Annotated in this window: 15 protein-coding genes and 1 tRNA gene; 6 read left to right on the top strand and 10 right to left on the bottom strand. The window is 48.0% G+C overall.

What is annotated here, in order from left to right; all coding sequences use genetic code 11:
- Positions 1-51 precede the first annotated feature (51 nt).
- From IM485_RS06115 to IM485_RS06080, 8 genes are all read right to left on the bottom strand, one after another.
- A complete protein-coding gene (locus IM485_RS06115; RefSeq protein WP_002757688.1) occupies positions 52-1,461 on the bottom strand; it encodes an NAD(P)(+) transhydrogenase (Re/Si-specific) subunit beta in 1,410 nt (469 codons plus the stop codon).
- Positions 1,458-1,754 (bottom strand): NAD(P) transhydrogenase subunit alpha part 2, encoded by a 297-nt coding sequence (locus tag IM485_RS06110; protein WP_002733247.1) that lies wholly within the window; start codon positions 1,752-1,754, stop codon positions 1,458-1,460. Before IM485_RS06110 ends, IM485_RS06115 begins: the two co-directional genes overlap by 4 nt.
- The gene (locus tag IM485_RS06105) at positions 1,751-1,924 is read right to left on the bottom strand and encodes a hypothetical protein (RefSeq protein ID WP_287741951.1); all 174 of its coding nucleotides are present in this window, start codon (positions 1,922-1,924) and stop codon (positions 1,751-1,753) included. The genes IM485_RS06110 and IM485_RS06105 overlap by 4 nt, the downstream gene beginning before the upstream one ends.
- Positions 1,902-3,050, bottom strand: coding sequence for a Re/Si-specific NAD(P)(+) transhydrogenase subunit alpha (locus IM485_RS06100; RefSeq protein ID WP_287741948.1), 1,149 nt, complete (start codon positions 3,048-3,050; stop codon positions 1,902-1,904). Before IM485_RS06100 ends, IM485_RS06105 begins: the two co-directional genes overlap by 23 nt.
- A 355-nt stretch (positions 3,051-3,405) precedes the next feature.
- Positions 3,406-3,957 carry a PspA/IM30 family protein gene (locus IM485_RS06095; RefSeq protein ID WP_287741946.1) on the bottom strand — a complete coding sequence of 184 codons (552 nt, stop codon included), beginning with the start codon at positions 3,955-3,957 and terminating at the stop codon, positions 3,406-3,408.
- Positions 3,958-4,063: 106 nt separating this feature from the next.
- A complete protein-coding gene (locus IM485_RS06090; RefSeq protein ID WP_287741943.1) occupies positions 4,064-4,840 on the bottom strand; it encodes a PspA/IM30 family protein in 777 nt (258 codons plus the stop codon).
- A gap of 270 nt (positions 4,841-5,110) precedes the next feature.
- Entirely contained in the window at positions 5,111-5,767 is a 657-nt protein-coding gene (locus tag IM485_RS06085; RefSeq protein WP_287741940.1) for a PspA/IM30 family protein, read from the bottom strand.
- A gap of 22 nt (positions 5,768-5,789) precedes the next feature.
- On the bottom strand, positions 5,790-6,680 hold the full coding sequence (locus IM485_RS06080) for a hypothetical protein (RefSeq protein ID WP_287741938.1): 891 nt from the start codon (positions 6,678-6,680) through the stop codon (positions 5,790-5,792).
- Between the two features lie 78 nt (positions 6,681-6,758).
- On the opposite strand from IM485_RS06080, the gene IM485_RS06075 reads away from it, so the two are divergent.
- From IM485_RS06075 to IM485_RS06065, 3 genes are all read left to right on the top strand, one after another.
- The gene (locus IM485_RS06075; protein ID WP_104396820.1) at positions 6,759-7,316 is read left to right on the top strand and encodes a DciA family protein; all 558 of its coding nucleotides are present in this window, start codon (positions 6,759-6,761) and stop codon (positions 7,314-7,316) included.
- A gap of 379 nt (positions 7,317-7,695) precedes the next feature.
- Positions 7,696-7,971: a hypothetical protein gene (locus IM485_RS06070; protein WP_052276295.1), complete on the top strand. Its 276-nt coding sequence runs from the start codon at positions 7,696-7,698 to the stop codon at positions 7,969-7,971.
- Between the two features lie 263 nt (positions 7,972-8,234).
- Positions 8,235-9,233: a Gfo/Idh/MocA family protein gene (locus tag IM485_RS06065; RefSeq protein WP_104396819.1), complete on the top strand. Its 999-nt coding sequence runs from the start codon at positions 8,235-8,237 to the stop codon at positions 9,231-9,233.
- Between the two features lie 6 nt (positions 9,234-9,239).
- Here the strand turns inward: IM485_RS06065 and IM485_RS06060 are convergent, their stop codons facing one another.
- Together IM485_RS06060 and lgt are read right to left on the bottom strand one after the other, a co-directional pair.
- Positions 9,240-10,190 (bottom strand): branched-chain amino acid ABC transporter permease, encoded by a 951-nt coding sequence (locus IM485_RS06060; RefSeq protein ID WP_002757675.1) that lies wholly within the window; start codon positions 10,188-10,190, stop codon positions 9,240-9,242.
- Between the two features lie 12 nt (positions 10,191-10,202).
- Entirely contained in the window at positions 10,203-11,054 is an 852-nt protein-coding gene (gene lgt, locus IM485_RS06055; protein ID WP_104396818.1) for a prolipoprotein diacylglyceryl transferase, read from the bottom strand.
- A gap of 73 nt (positions 11,055-11,127) precedes the next feature.
- Between lgt and IM485_RS06050 the strand changes: the two genes are divergently transcribed.
- The 3 genes from IM485_RS06050 to IM485_RS06040 all read left to right on the top strand — a co-directional run bounded on the left by IM485_RS06050 (position 11,128) and on the right by IM485_RS06040 (position 14,046).
- A tRNA-Leu gene (locus tag IM485_RS06050) sits at positions 11,128-11,210 on the top strand.
- An 807-nt stretch (positions 11,211-12,017) separates the two neighbouring features.
- Positions 12,018-13,049: a hypothetical protein gene (locus tag IM485_RS06045; RefSeq protein WP_104396817.1), complete on the top strand. Its 1,032-nt coding sequence runs from the start codon at positions 12,018-12,020 to the stop codon at positions 13,047-13,049.
- A gap of 34 nt (positions 13,050-13,083) precedes the next feature.
- Positions 13,084-14,046 (top strand): hypothetical protein, encoded by a 963-nt coding sequence (locus IM485_RS06040; RefSeq protein ID WP_104396816.1) that lies wholly within the window; start codon positions 13,084-13,086, stop codon positions 14,044-14,046.
- The last annotated feature ends 21 nt before the right edge of the window (positions 14,047-14,067 follow it).

Here is a 14,067-nt window from a genome sequence, read left to right as displayed (position 1 = left end):
AAATCAGATAAAAAAAAGACGGGGTGAAAACCCCGTCCTATTTGTCAAGAATTATGACAAATCCTTGACTTGTGATACTAATTGTGCTACCACATCTTGAGCGCTACCAAAGAGCATAAAGGTTTTGGGATTGTAGAATAATTCGTTTTCCACCCCAGCAAAACCCGATCGCATACTGCGCTTAATCACGATCGTGTGCTGTGCCTTATCCACGTCGAGAATCGGCATTCCATAAATCGGACTAGCTTTATCGTGACGGGCAGCGGGGTTAACCACATCATTCGCCCCAATAATTAACGCCACATCGACGCGCTCAAACTCAGGATTAATATCATCCATGTCGTAGAGTTGCGGATAGGGAACATTAGCTTCGGCCAATAATACATTCATGTGGCCAGGCATTCTTCCCGCCACGGGGTGAATAGCATATTTAACCTCAACGCCATTTTTTTCCAACTGTTCAGCCAATTCTCGCACTGCGTGTTGTGCTTGGGCCACCGCCATGCCGTAACCGGGTACAATCACCACAGAACGCGCATAACCGAGCATCATTGCCCCTTCTTCTGAATCAATAGCATGAACCGATTTATCAAGGCTAGAAGTGGCGCTCGCTTCGCCTCCGGCACTAGCACCTGTACCAAATGCCCCAAATAGTACACTAGCCAGCGATCGATTCATGGCTTTACACATGATCTGAGTCAGGATAATCCCCGACGCACCCACCAAAGCACCGGCGATGATCAACATACTATTCATCAGGATAAAACCGACTACGCTGGCGGCAAGTCCCGAAAAAGAGTTTAAGAGGGAGATAACCACGGGCATATCGCCGCCGCCGATGGGAAGCACGAATAAAGCCCCGAAAATTAGGGAAAGTGCCACCAAGGTCAGGAAAACATCGATCGAGGTGGGATCAAAAAAGAGATAGACACTACCCCCTAAAAAGGTGAGTAGCAAGAGAATGTTAAAGGGTTGTTGGAAAGGAAAAGTTACGGGCGCGCCACTGATTAATTCCTGTAATTTGGCAAAAGCGAGGACACTACCGGTAAAAGTGACACCGCCGATCAATATACCCAAAATAGCGATCAGTATCGAGTCAAAGGCAATATTTTCACCACTTTGCAGTAAACGCCAGTATTCGCCAATGGCAATTAAAGCGCTGGCAGCACCGCCTAAACCGTTAAAAATCCCCACCATTTGGGGCATAGCTGTCATCGGGACTTTTTGCGCCGAAACCAAGCCGATAATTGAGCCAATCACCAACGCCACGGCGATTAAACCATAGCTGAGGATTTCTTGATTGATTAAGGTGGCAATAATGGCGATTAGCATCCCGATGGCAGCCAGAAAATTGCCTTGACGGGCGGTAGCGGGGGAAGATAATTGTTTAAGACCGATGATAAATAAAATGGCGGCGAGTAGATAGGACAACTCGATCCCTGTGATAAGGGCATTATTCATGATTTAGCCTCTTTTTTCTTGAACATTTGCAGCATTCGATCGGTAACGACAAAACCACCGACCACGTTAACCATCGCCAAAATAACGGCAATTAACCCTAAAATTACGGTTAATTCGTGCCAATCCGTGCCTCCGGCGATGAGGAGCGCACCGACAACGGCAATACCTGAAATTGCATTCGCTCCCGACATCAGGGGTGTATGGAGAGTGGGAGGGACTTTATTGATCACCTCGAAACCGACAAAGGAAGCGAGGACAAATACCACTAAAGCGGTTAAAAGTTGGGCAGTCATTGGTTAAAGAAATAGGGGATAGGGTGTGGGGTGTGGGGTGTGGGGTGTGGGGTGTGGGGTGTGGGGTGTGGGGTGTGGGGTGTGGGGAGAACAAAGCTGCGCCTTCTGCCTTTTGCCTTTTGACTCCTGCCTCCTGCCTCCTGATAGCTAAAAAGCGGATAACTGTTCACTGAGGGCGGATTTAATCCGTTGGTTGCGGATTTCGCCGGCGTGGGTGACACAGGCACTATCAATGATGTCATCGGCAAAATCGAGGTTTAAACTGCCGTCTTTGCTGACTAGAAGTTGTAGCAGCATTTGCAGGTTTTTGGCGTACATCTGGCTAGCATTGGTGGCCACTGTGGCAGGAAGATTAACGGCTCCGACGATTTTTACACCATTTTCGATGATTTCTCGTCCCGGTTGGGTGTAGGCGCAATTTCCGCCCTGTTCCGCCGCTAAATCAACGATTACCGACCCCGCTTTCATGGTCGCGATCATTTCTTTGGTGACTAGCAGCGGGGCCTGTTTCCCCGGTACTTGGGCCGTGGTAATCACCACATCAGCCCGCTTAATTGGTTCGGCTAAGGCTTGACAAATGCGCTCCTGTGTGCTAAGAGAAACCTCTTTGGCGTAACCGTTATCGGCGACGGTATCTTCTTCTAGGGGCATTTCAATAAATTTCGCCCCGACACTCTGCACTTCTTCTTTGACTTGCGGACGAATATCAAAAGCCTCCACCACTGCCCCCAAACGGCGGGCGGTAGCGCAAGCTTGCAATCCGGCAACTCCTGCCCCCAATACCAGCACTTTGGCGGGGGCGATCGTACCGGCGGCGGTAGTCATCATCGGGAACATTTTCGGCAGCTCAACGGCGGCGAGGAGTACCGCTTTGTAACCGGCGAGGTTAGCCTGAGAGGAGAGGGCATCCATACTCTGGGCGCGACTACTGCGGGGAATTAATTCCATGCTCAAAGCGGTGATCCCGCGCTCGGCTAATTTGGCAATGCGCCGGGGTTGACGCAGGGGATCGAGAAAGCCGATGAGGATACCGCCACCTTTCAGGCGATCGATCTCGCTATCGCTAGGAGGGACGACTTTGAGAATAATATCGGCAGTTTCATAGATATATTCGCCATTTTCGCTCAGGGCGGCTCCCACGGCACTATAGGCACTATCGGCAAAGTTGGCACTAATTCCCGCCCCATTTTGGACAATTACCTCAAATCCCGCCTTGACTAAACGGGCGACGGTATCCGGCACTAGCGCCACCCGCGCCTCGCCTTGGTCACTTTCTTTGATTACGCCGATTTTCATGGCTGGGTTTCTCCTTAATAAGTCCTTCTCTTGTCTTATGCTGTTGGGGTAAGGGTTTCGTTAAATGCGATCGATCCCCTGGGATAATTTCGAGTCAAAATTGCTTTTCACTTCCATCCTAGCTATCCTCACCTTTCTGGCTCTTTTTCGGGCTGAATCTTAGGATTATCTTCAGAATTAAAGGGTTTTGAGCGGCATTGTTTGGGAATTTTTTTATAATGATGAGGTACAAAGTTTTCGTTCTGGGAAACGCCAAAACGGTTAACATTAGCTAGTCTTCGGTCTTAGATACCAGATTAGGCTATACTTCATATTGATGAGAAGGGCTGCAATACGTCTCGACAATCTCAAAGTTTTACAGTTCTTTTAACTTCGATCGCAATTGCTCTAATTCTGCATCTACTGCTGAATCCCTGACGGTAGGTGGATAGGCAGTTTTACCCAGTAACATTTGTGCTTTTAGCAGTGCTAATTCATCATCCACATCGCTACTCGCTTCTAGTGAATCGATGTCAACCAATTCACCGTCAGCTTGACTACTGGCTTCTGACTGCATAAATTTTGCTTCCATGCGCTCAAAAGCTGAAGGGTAAATAGTATCTATACTGCCGATACTTTTTTCGTTAATCTTTCTTTCTAAAATTGGCAATTTTTCTTTCAGTTTATCAACTTGGATATTCAGTTTTTCCAGTTGATTTTTAATAATATTTGCGGTATTAATGTGATGTCTTTTCTTTATATTAGCTTCTCGTGCCAGAGACTCATCACCTTTATCTAGAGCGAGTTTAACTCTTTCTTCCCATTTTAAAACTTCAGCTTGTGCTTGGTTGTACTGTTGTTCGGCTCTTTTTTGTAAGGCAATTACTTCGATAATTGAGGAACGTAAATTAGATAAATCATCCCGCATAATAGTGATGGTTAATTATGACTAGCAATTAATATTCCCTATCTCAACAACAAAATTAATAAATAGAGACGTACCGTAGATAGTACGTCTCGACGCTCTCAAAGTTTTACAGTTCTTTTAACTTCGATCGCAATTCCTCTAATTCTGCATCCACTGCCGAATCCCTGACGGTGGTTGCTTGGGGTAAAGTGGGTTGACTAGAAGTTGTGCTGGGGGGTAGTGCTCCGCCAGACATTTGTGCTTTCAGCATTGCTAATTCATCATCCACATCGCTACCCGATTCTAGTCTAGCGAATTCCTGTTCGATGCCGACACCACCGATTTCACCGATCGCTTGACCACGGGCTTCCGACTCGATAACTTTTGCTTCCATGCGCTCAAAAGCGGACATGGAACTACTGGTATTGATACTGCCGAGGGTTTTTTGGAGTTCTTCGTTAGCTTTTGCGGCTCTGGAGCGAGCTACTAACATATTTTTCTTGGTTTTTGCCTCAGAAATCTTACTTTCGAGCGCAATCAAGTTTTTTCTCAGACTATCTACCTGTACTGTTTGCTGATCCAGTTGATTTTTGAGAATGGCGGCGGTTTCTGTTAAATCTTTCTTGCGTTTAAGAGCTTCCCTGGCGAGATTTTCATCCCCTTTAGAAAGGGCTAATTTGGCTCTTTGTTCCCATTTATTGGCTTCTGACTGGTCTTTGCTGTATTTTTGTTCCGTTTGTCGTTGTTCAGCGATCGCCCTAGCGACCGCTTGACGTACCTGTACTAGATCCTCTTGCATATCACTGACAGCTTGCTCCAGCATTTTTTCTGGATCTTCAGCCTTGCTCACCATATCATTGAGGTTAGCTCGGACAACTCGGCTAAGGCGATCGAATAAACCCATGACGCTCTTGTTCCTCTCGGTGTGTACTAAATCAGTTAACTGTTCTTAAAACTTCCTATCTTGCCTAACGGCTTATTATCCAATATAAACCACGAGAGCTAGGATAGGGGATAGGAGATAGGAGTTAGGAGTCAACAGTCAGGAGTCAAGAGTCAGGAGACAGGAGACAGCTTTTTTCTCCCCACACCCCACACCCTACACCCCACACCCCACACCCCACACCCTACACCCCACACCCCACACCCCACACCCTACACCCCACTTCCCACATTACCCATCCAAGTTTTCTTGTTTTAACTTGAGTAATTCCGCTTCAATTTGTTTTTGTCCCTCTAAATCTTGGAATTGTCGCTCTAAGGGGTCTTTATACCCGATTAAATCGGCTTGGGATTCGGCTTCTAGGACTTTTGCTTCTAATTTCTCAAAAATAGTCCCCATCTGACCGCTGTTCAAACTGCCCATAATTTCTTGAGCTTTTTGACTGGCACTCGCTGATCGCAATCTGGCCACATAAAGGCTTTTCTGTGCTTTCATCTCAGCATATTTGCGTTCAATTGTCAAGAGTTCTTTCTTTAATTTTTGTATAATAGCCGTCTGTTGTTGCAGGGAGGTTTGTAGGGGGGCGATCTGACTTTGATAGGTTTGCCATTGGCTGAGAGCTTGGCGGGCGAGTTCCTCGTTACCGTGATGTAGGGCTAATTGGGCGCGTTCGTGCCAAGTTTGAGCCGCTTTTTCCTGTTGTTGTCGTTGGCGCTCGGTGCGTTTCTGGGTAGCGACAGCTGCCGCCAGGGCTTGTCGCATTTGGATCAATTCCCCTTCCATCTCCAAGATCGCCTTTTCCAGCAGTTTTTCTGGATCTTGATTTTCCTGAATCAGACTATTGACTTGGGCGCGAATTGCTTGGCCCATGCGATCTAACAAACCCATTGCCGTCCTCCCGATACCAACCCTAGTAGTTTACCGAAGTGCCGCTCCTATCAATAATGATAGAACTAGGGACGGGGGACTGGGGGGGATCGGCTGTTTCTGAAGGTGCCAGACTACTGGGAGAAGGGGCTACTTGTAATTCTGGCGGTAACTGTTTCATTAACTCCGCCGCATCCTGTCGGTTTTGATCGGCCAGACGACGGGCTTTTTCCCGTTGAAAAAAGGGTAAATTAGCGGGTGATTCTTCCCTTTGGCGCAATTCCTCTAACATTCGTTCGTTAATGATCGCAGTCGAAGGGGCGGGGGTGACTTGGGGCGGTGGTGGCGGTGGTGCCGAAACTAGGGAAGATACGGGCGGGGTAGCGGGATCCGGGGGGGCGACGGGTAAAGATTGCTCGATCTTACTGACGGGTAATTGATGGGCCGGCATCAGGGACGGTGGCGGATTTGGCGGTAAGAGGGCGTTAGTCGGATTGATAGCGGTGGGGGGAGGCTGAACCACCGGTGGGGCGGGAATGTTAGCGATCGGTCTAGTTTTAACGGGAGGAGCGGGAATATTAGCGATCAGACTGGTTTGAGGCGTTTTCTCTACTGGACGAGCGATCGCTATCAATCGATCAAGGTGGCGGGAGTTATTTTGGTGCGGCTCCCGGGGGGAATTCTCAGCTTTCCTCGGGGTGGGGGTGGTGCTGGTTAACCATTGATTGAGAGTGAGGAGACTATTAGCAATTAAAAAGATCACCATTGCCCGGATACCCCAAGGGGTAAAAAAGATATCTTTAGCTGGGGGATAGACGTTAATGACAGCAGCTTCTAGGTATTCTGGTTCCTGAGCGGGATCGATGGCTGAACTGGGTTGATGGACGATCGAGAGAGGCAAATCTTGGGAGGATGGGGATCGATCGGATTTCATGAGGGTATTAAAGGTTATGCTGAAAAGTTAGCGGGTTTTTTCGTCCTAGTCTAACGTGGTATTCCCCAGATTTTCCCTATGTCTTTACATTCTCTTGACAAGATTTTGGCGGTTATCACTCAACGGGCGGGTTGGGAAGAATATCGCCAGTATGATCAAGTGCTGCAATTATGGCCGAAAATTATTAATCCCCGTCTGCTGGAGCAAACCCGGCCTTTTTCCCTCAATCGCGGGGTTTTATCGGTGGCTACCAGTAGCGCCGCTTTAGCCCAGGAATTGTCTTTACAACGCTATGGCTTATTAAAACGGCTTAATAGTGAGTTAGAGACTCCCCTGAGCGATATCCGCTTTTCTGCCGCCCGTTGGCAGCAGGATAGTCAGTTAATTCCTCCAGAAGCGATCGCACCTAAATCCCTGAGAGATCATCCTAGTTATGTCACCCCGGAAAAACCGCCAGAAAATCCCCAGCAACCGGACGGTTTAGAGAGTTGGAGCCAGAAAATACGTCATAGAACCCGGTCCTGGCCGATTTGTCCTCGTTGTCAGTCTCCCAGTCCCTCCGGAGAGCTTGAGCGTTGGCAATGTTGTGCTTTTTGTTTTGCCCAGTCGGGCGGGGCAAAAGATTCAATTTCTTAATAGTCTTGTGGAAAGAGTGGTTTTGAGTCGGGAATCAATTGGCCGATCTTTTCTGTCTTAATTGAACCTGTATTCATCAATTCTATTCGGCTAAGGCTTGATCCCCGCTTTGTTATCGCCGATACCAGAGCCGATAACCTCGTCCACAACTGAGTTGAACTCTTCTGTTTTGAGACAGTGCTGCTTTTTGCAAAGTAACTATTAAAAGATTCTAAAAACAAAATTTTTTTTGGGGATCACTAAAAACTATATGGCGTATCAGTCCTAGCTATGCTAGTCAGGAAAATACCCTTGGCACAGGGTAGGACAATATTACACAGAGCGAAAAGAGAGTCATCCCTTGAGTTCTTTATAATCATCTTCCTTTTAAAGCCAAACCATGCAAGCCGCAAACTTTCTTACTTCTTCCTGTCGATACTGCCGATACTATCAAACCCAAGGTCGGCGCGGTGGCACTTGTCAACAACTAGATGTTCCCGTCGAAGCTCATTGGAAAGCCTGCGCTCTAGCGATGCCTCCTTTTGGCACTGAATGGCAACAACTCAATCGGGTGGTTAGTTTAGAACAGTCTCTAGAATTAACCTGTGCAGTGTCGCCCACTCCCGTGGTGGTCTCCCCTAGTCGTCATGCTCCCCGACAACCGATCGCGGTTTAGAAGCTCTGGGCCTAAACAGGAGCAAAAAATTGGCGTTGCCCATTAAAAATATGAATTCACCCTCCCACATCTTTTCGGGTGCTATTTTTGAGATAATAGATGAGTTGATTGCTAAGATAAAGCTGGGAAAAGCAGAATTGCTGTAGAAAGTATTGAGGAGTTGAGAGTTGGGGTTTTAGGGTTTTGGGGTATTAGTTGAAATTCCCCTACCTCCCCACACCCCACACCCCACACCCCACTTCCCGATAATTAATGTCGCCAGAATGCCCCTGATGACTTCTCATCGTCCCTTAAAAATTGGTATAGTTGGCACAGGGTTCGCCGCTCAACGTCGTGCTGAAAGCTTGCAAGCCGACGATCGCGCCCAGCTTCTGTATTTTAGTGGTAATAGTCCCGAATCGATCGCTAATTTCTCGCAAAAGTACCAAATTTCTGCCCTAGATTCGGCAGTAAGCCTGGCCAGCCATCCCGATCTCGATCTGATTGTCATTGCCAACGTTAATCAGGCCCATGCCTCGATCGCCCGTACTGCCTTAAAATCTGGTAAGCACGTTATCGTCGAGTATCCTCTGGCTTTTCACCCGGCAGCGGCAGCAGAATTAATCACCCTAGCCGAAACCGAGAACAAATTACTGCACGTCGAACATATTGAACTTTTGGGGGGACTGCATCAAACCCAACAGCAGTATTTAGCCAGCCTCGGCAATATCCACCTAGCCCGTTATACCACGATCGTCCCCGGCAGACCAGCACTCCGGCGCTGGACATTTCATCGGGATTTATTCGGTTTTCCTTTGATCGCTGCCCTTTCTCGTATCCATCGCTTTACTAATTTATTTGGGGAAGTGGAGTCCGTATCCTGTCATTGTCGTTATTGGAATGCTCCAGAATCCGATTATTTTCTAGCCTGTTTGTGTGAGGCGCAGTTATTATTTAAAAATGGCTTAATTGCTGAAGTTACCTACGGCAAAGGCGAAGTTTTTTGGCAAAATGAGCGAACTTTCACTATTCATGGGGAGGGGGGCAGCTTAATTTTTGAAGGGGAAAAAGGGCAGTTAATTAATAGTGAAGGTAGCCAAGCTTTAGAAGTGGAAACCCGTCGCGGTCTTTTTGCCAAAGATACCGCTATGGTGCTAGATTATCTGTTCGATCGGGTTCCTCTTTATGTTACTCCTCAAGCCAGTCTTTATGCCCTAGAAGTAGCCTATGCTGCCTATCAATCTTCTTTGTCGGGAAAAACAGTTTTTCTCGGGGCTAATTAAACCGAATTAGACTTTTTGAATTAACTTTCTGCCTAGTAAACCCTGGGGACGAACTAACAACATAATGAAGAGAATAGCAAAAGCGATCGCCTCTCGATAACCGGAATATTCTGCGGGAACAAAAGCTTCGGCAATACCCAATAATAAACCACCGATAACCGCTCCGGGAATACTTCCCAATCCCCCTAAAACAATCACTCCTAAACCTTTTAATCCGAAAGCAATACCGAAATAGGGGCCAGCGATACTAACACTAGAACCGACTAAAGTTCCTGCTAAACCTGCCAAGGCACCACTAATAAAAAAGGTAATCACGATAAATTTTTCGGGATTGATCCCCAACAAACTGGCAGTGGTGACATCTTCAGCTACCGCTTGTAAAGCTTTGCCCATTTTGGTGAAATTAACCCAATAAGTCAGTAAAGCTACCATCACTGCTGAAACCAGAAAAATAATAATCTGAATTGTGCGAATTGCCACGGGGCGATCGGCTGTACCGAAATTAATTGCGGGGGGAAGATTGCCATAAATACCATCGGGAAAAGTATAAATTTCTGCCCCGAATAAGTATTGAATGACATTGACAATCACCACGGCTGCCCCTAGGCTAGAAACCAGAGTTAAGAGAGAATCGGAACCCCGTACCCGGAGGGGTTTAAAGGCCAATCTTTCCAGAAGAACCGAGGTGAAACCGGAAAGGATACAGCCTAACAAAAGTGCTAAAAAAAAGGGTAAGGAAAAGGGTAATTTGGCATTAGCTAATAAACCATTAAAACCGAAAACTCCCCCCGCTAGAGCGTAGGTAAAATAGGCACCGAGGGTAAAAATTGCGCCATGGGCAAAATTGATAATCCCTAAAATGGAAAAAATCAAAGTGTAACCGAGGGCAAAAATAGCATAGACACTACCGATCGATAAACCGTTTAAAACCTGTTGAAAAATCGTTACTAGATCCATTGTCAGGGTTAGCTAGGGTAACTTTTGATTATAACTGACGGTCGCCACCACATCCGGTAAAGGACGCTGCAGTTTATATAACCAGAATAAACCGAAAAGACCGATAGCGATCGCTCCTAAACTAATTATTTGCGCCATTTTTAGAGGCCCAAACATTAAACTATCGGTGCGTAGCCCCTCGATCCAGAATCTACCTAGACTGTAGGCGATAAAATAGACTAGGGTAAGGGTGCCAATTTTTAATTTACTAGGGTGTTTTAAACCCCAGAAAAATAGATAGATGAGTAGGGCAAAAACTGCCAGATTCCAGAGAGATTCGTAGAGAAAGGTGGGGTGAAAATAATCGACGGTGATATATTTTAAAGGACGACTAGCGGGAGGAATAAACAACTTCCAAGGTAAATTAGTCGGACTGCCAAAAGCTTCCGAATTAAAAAAGTTACCCCAACGTCCGATCGCTTGACCGAGAATAACTGAAGGGGCCACCAGATCGAGTAATTGCCAAAGAGAAACCCGATTAATGCGGGCAAAGATTAGGGACGCCAGCAAACCCCCGATAATTGCCCCGTGAATAGCGATACCTCCCTTCCAAATGGCGATAATATCAGCAGGATTTCGCGCGTATTCTTGCCACTGAAAGAGAACATAGTACAGACGGGCTGCAGGTATAGCCCCCACTACTAACCAAATGGCCAAATCGGCGATTAAATCGGGGTTGATCGCTCTTTTTTGGGCGAGGTACTGGGAGAGGGTGACACCCAATAATACCGCCATAGCAATTAGAAATCCATACCAGCGCACCGAAATCGGTCCGATCTCCCAGAGGACGGGGCCAGGAGACTGAAAGACAAAACCTAAGAGCATAAAATTATTAAGAATAAAAAATTTTATCTTTCCTATAGTATCTTATGCTATGATGGAATAAGCTGACATATTTGCGGATGTGGCGGAATTGGTAGACGCGCTAGATTTAGGTTCTAGTATCTTTTCGATGTGTGGGTTCGAGTCCCTCCATCCGCATTAACCTTATTAACCTTCGGGTCGATGAAGTGTAACCTGATTTGGCGTTGACGAGCGACGACCCAAAAGGGAAACTTGTTGATTTCCATTTTTGAGCCTCCGACTCAGGAAAGAGGACATTTCTCTGGTTAGCAAATTCAGGCATTTTGTCCCACCAATAAGGTTTCTTTCAGTTCAAAAACTCTTTGGTTTGTATTTTTTCCTTTTGACGGCTGACTCGGAAATGCTGACTCAACCAGAGGTTTTTAAATTTTTTACAGGAAGTCTAATATCATTTTGCACAAGTAATGACAGACTTAGTTGGTCATTAAACCTCTTGCATAATTAATTTTTGATGGTTCAAAAATGAGAAAAATAGGCATAAAATTGCATAAAATCACTAAATAGAGCATTTAATTGATTATTATTTATTCTTAATTCTCCTGACTACTGACTCCTAACCCTCACAACAATTTTTGATTTTTGCAAGAGGTCTATTCTAAGGCGCAATTACGCTCTGAGAGAAGAATTGGGCTTGCAGATGTCAGTCACGACTATTGAAATTGGTATAACGTCCCTTAAATGAGTTACACCAAATAAGTGACCTAGATCGTGTGACTGGTAAGAGCGAGAGGAACAATCTATCCTAAACAGTAATAGAGAGCTAGATAGCCGAATATTCCTTAGCAAAATCCCGCCCTAGCTCTTGATCTCAAACCAAGTGAAATACGAGAAGACAGACAAGGTTAGGTCAGACCTAATTCTGTCGAAATTGTTCTTAATTTTATCGACATTTTAGCGACTACTTGCGCTCAGGAAGGTACTTATATGGATCAGCCTTTTGAAAGTGATGTTATGGAGGACTTAGCCGCTAATTCCTCCTTTGGCGATGAGGGAGCCTTCGATGCTTGGGACGGGATGGAAGGCGAAGGTTTTGAAGGATTTGAGGCCGAAGATAGTTTTGGCGAAGAACAATTAGGATTGGAAGATCTGGGAGGAGAGGGCTTTCTGGGAGGAGATGAATACGAGGCAGAATTAGGGGAAGATTTCGGCGATGATTACTTCATCGATAGCGGAGCCAATGATTGGGATGCCCTAGAAGAGGCCGTTGCCGATGCCCTAGACGCAGAAGACAGCGACGAATTTTTCCGACAATTATTAGGAGGAATTAGCCGGGTGGCGGGGGCAGCCCGTCGGGGAGCCACCACTGCCGGCCGGGTAGCCCGGGGGGTGGGACGGGCAGCCCAAACTGCCGGACGAGTAGCTGGACAGGTGCAGCGAGTGGCGGGCCAAGTGCAGCGAGTGGCGGGACGTGCCGGACGGGCTGCCAATCCCTTGGCCAGCATTTTGGGACAAATAGCACCACTGCTGCAACAGTATGCCGCCCAGGGCTTTGATGAATTGGATGCCCTAGAAGACTTAGCTGATTTATTTGCCGATGAGGAGCTAGATGAGGCTTTACCCGTACTAGCTGGCATAGCAGCCCGCACTATGGTTAGACCGGTGCTGCGCCGTGCCGCCCTTAGTAGTCCTCTCCGTCGTCAGATCGTTCACAGTACCACCCAAGTGGCTCGAAATCTAGTGCGCCGTCAGGGACCAGCTGCCCTGCGAGCTTTGCCGAGAATAGCTCAGAGTGTCGGACAAACCGCCGCTCGTCGTCGTTTATCCCCCAGTCGCTTACCGCAAGCTATCCGACAAACCGGGGCGAGAGTGGCGGCGCAACCCCGTTTAGTGGGGCAGTTATCCCGTCCCGCCCCGGGGATGAGAAGAACTTCTGTTCGCCCCGGTCCTGGTCGCGGTGGTCTGCCCCAGCGCCTAAGACTACAGGGACCCGTGGAAATTATGATCACGCGCCTATAGCTATTTCTGCCCTTGCAATTAGGAGAGAAAAATCATGTACCAAGCCTTTGAAACCGATGTCATGGATGACTTGTTTTACGATCAAGTGGAAGGCCCTGCCCAACGGGGCAACCATTACAATAGCTACGATGCCGGGGATGAATTCGGGGAATACGATCTGGCCGAAGCCGATGATGATGCCTTTATCGGTGGTTTAATCCGCAGTGGTCAGGGATTTGACGAGATGGAAGACTGGGGAGAACAGGGCTACGATTCCGATTTCGATGCCCTGGAGGATGCCCTGGCCGATGCCTTGGCGGAGGAGGACACGGACGAGTTTTTCCGACGCTTGGGACGCATCGCTCGCAGCGTGGGACGCAGAGTCGGACAAGTTGCTAGAGGGGTAGGCCGGGGAATTGGTTCCGTGGCCCGCGTGGTCGCACCGATCGCCAGTATGATTCCCCTACCGCAAGCGCAATTAATCGGACGTATTGCCAACGTGGCCGGAAGACTTTTGGCTGATGAGGCCGATGAGTTTGAGGCTTTGGAGGACTTATTTGACTTGGCCGAGACCGAAGATGCGATCGATGCGGCCGCTCCCTTTGTTTCCGCCGTTGCCCTGCGGACCGCGATGCCCAATATCTCGCGACTACCCCGGCAAACTCGCCGGCAATTGGTCAGTAGTGTTAGCCAAGCTACACGCACCCTCGCCCATCGTCAAGGGCCGGCCGCCGCTAGAGCCGTGCCTCGCATTGTCCGAGGGGTTAGTCGTACCGTTGCCCAAAGAGGTTTACCCGCCCGGTCCGTGGCCCCTGCCGTGGGTCGTGCCGCCGCCCGAGTCGCCCAAAGTCCCAGCACCGTGCGCCGTTTAGCCCGTCCGCTCACGACCACATCTGGCCCGAGTCCGCATCGCCCCGGCCGGCAATCGATGTCCGGGGGACGACCTTGCCCCACCTGTGGCCGTAGCCATAGCTATCGTCTGCGCGGACCGGTAACTATTCGCATTCAAGGCAGTTAGGCAACCAACCGCAATGGGGGC

The sequence above is a fragment of the Microcystis sp. M169S2 genome, from assembly GCF_020245865.1.
Lineage (GTDB): Bacteria > Cyanobacteriota > Cyanobacteriia > Cyanobacteriales > Microcystaceae > Microcystis > Microcystis ichthyoblabe_A.
The sequence above is the reverse complement of the archived record's forward strand: the minus strand, read 5'-3'. Positions and strand labels throughout refer to the sequence as shown.